We start from the raw sequence: 2,292 nt of genomic DNA on the forward strand, positions 1-2,292 counted from the left end.
GGACTACGCGATCCCTGGCCCTCGGACGAACCGCGCTTCRCCYTSGTCGCCAAGCASATGGTSGAMAGCGGCGACTGGCTGTTCCCGCAYCGYGGGCWGGAGCTGTACTCGGACAAGCCGCCGATGCTGATGTGGTGGCAGGCCACGCTGTACAGCGTGATCGGCAACTGGCGCGTGGCGTTCCTGCTGCCTTCGCTGATCGCTGCACTGGGCACGCTGTGGTGCGTGGTCGACCTCGGCCGGCGCCTGTGGACACGCCAGGTCGGCCTGTACGCTGGCTGGGCGCTGCTGTTCGCCCTGCAGTTCACCTTCCAGGCGAAGAAGGCGCAGATCGACCCGCTGGTGGTGTTGTTCATCACCCTGGCCAACTATGGCCTGCTTCGCCACCTGTTGCTGGGGCCTGCTTGGCGCTGGTGGTGGCTGGGCTGGTTCTTTGCCGGCATCGGGGTGATCACCAAGGGCGTGGGCGTGATCGCGCTGCTGATGATCGTGCCAGCGGTGATCGGTTCTGCCCTGCACTGGCCACGGGTGCGGCTGCATGCGCGCGACCTGCGCTTCTGGCTGGCGCCGCTGGCATTCGTGCTGGCCGTCGCGCTGTGGCTGGTGCCGATGGTGATGACCGCGCTGGCCACCCGTTCCGGCGAATACCTGGCCTACATGGACGACATCCTGTTCCGGCAGACCGCCAAGCGCTATGCGCAATCGTGGGACCACCACCAGCCATGGTGGTACTTCCTGGGCACCATGCCGTCGATGTGGATTCCGGCCTTCCTGGCGGTGCCGTGGGCGATCCCCGCCTGGCGGCGCCGGCTGCAGCGCCGGGACGCACGCTATCTGTTGCTGCTGGGCTGGTGGGCGCTGATCGTGCTGTTCTTCTCGATCCCCAATGGCAAGCGCGACGTCTACATCCTGCCTGCGCTGCCGATGTTCTGCCTGGCGCTGGCGCCGTTGCTGCCGGGGCTGCTGCGCCGGCGCGATGTGCAATGGCTGCTGGGCGCGTTCACCCTGCTGCTGTCGCTGGGGACGTTGGCCGCCGGGTTGTCTGCCCTGCTGGGCAAGCCCGGCTTCGAAGTGCGGCTGATGCAGACGCGGGGCATCGGCAATGGCGAAATGAACGCCCTGGCCTGGGCGGCGATGGCGATGGGCGGCTGGGGTGTGGCCAGCCTGCTGCTGTTCGGGCGCGCCCGCCGCGAGCTGGCCCTGGTCTCGACCCTGACTGCCGTCTGGGTGCTGTACAGCCTGATCGGCTATCCGCTGCTGAATGATTCAAGTTCCGCCCGCGGCCTGATGCGGCACACCGGCCAGCGTATCGGCGCCGACGCGGAGCTGGGGCTGGTGGCCTGGAAAGAGCAGAATCTGCTGATGGCCGACCGCCCGGCAGCCACCTTCGGTTTCAACGAGCCTTGGGATGGGCAGCTGGCTGCGGCCGTGGAATGGCAGCAGTTGGCGCCCCGGCGCCGCTGGTTGCTGGTCCACGAAGACGCGCTGTTGCCCTGCATCGACCGCAACCACGCCGAGTTGGCGGGAATTGCCAATCGCCGCCGCTGGTGGCTGGTACCGGCTGCTGCCGTGCAGGGCCGCTGCGTGGCCAGCGCGAAGGAACGCGAACGTGAACGACGGCTGCAACGTGAGGAATAACCATCCTGGCCCGTGCTTGTCCAGACTGCCCAAGCGRCAGCAAAGGCAGTAAAACRTCAGCGTGGGATYGGCCGTRYCGGYGATCCCGTTCATTCCGCCGGATTGCAGCGAACTTTTTCGACGTGGCAGCTTTACAGCACAACCTGGAATCCACGATCGGCGATCCGCTGGGCGTCCCCGCAGGCAAGCTCCCGCGCGCGGCGCACTGGCTGGCGCAGATCGGCCTGTTCTGCATGCCGGCACTGGTGCTGACCATCCCGATCAACCTGTTGCCCTACGCGCTGCTGCTGCTGGTCAGCACGGCGATGGTGCCCGGCCTGCTGTGGCAGGCCCGGCGTATGGACAAGCAGCCGATCAAGGTTCTCAGCTGGCTGATGCTGGCGGTGCTGTTGATGGCCATCGTGTCGGTCGTGCTGTTCGAACAGGGCCTGCGCGATGTCGACAATCGATCCCGCTTCCTGGTCATCCCGTGGATCGCACTGTGGGTGTGTGCGCTGCGCCCGGACATGCGCTGGCTGTGGCGCGGTGCATTGGCCGGGCTGGTGGGCACCTTCGTGCTTTCGGCACTGCAGGTGTTCCAGGGTGCGGCACGCGCCGAACTGTTCACCAACGCGATCGTGCTCGCCGACATCGTGATGATGCTGATGGTGCTGC

General features: G+C 66.8%; 1 protein-coding gene and 1 pseudogene. Both read left to right on the forward strand.

Annotated elements, in window-relative coordinates:
• Nucleotides 1-1,638, forward strand: a 1,638-nt coding sequence (locus AC1VAN_RS19025; protein WP_480986464.1) for a glycosyltransferase family 39 protein, incomplete at its 5' end; no start/stop codon positions are given.
• Nucleotides 1,639-1,760: 122 nt separating this feature from the next.
• A pseudogene (locus AC1VAN_RS19030) lies at nucleotides 1,761-2,292 on the forward strand (O-antigen ligase family protein); the annotation flags it as partial.

The organism is Stenotrophomonas sp. 05L44_2 (assembly GCF_056665995.1).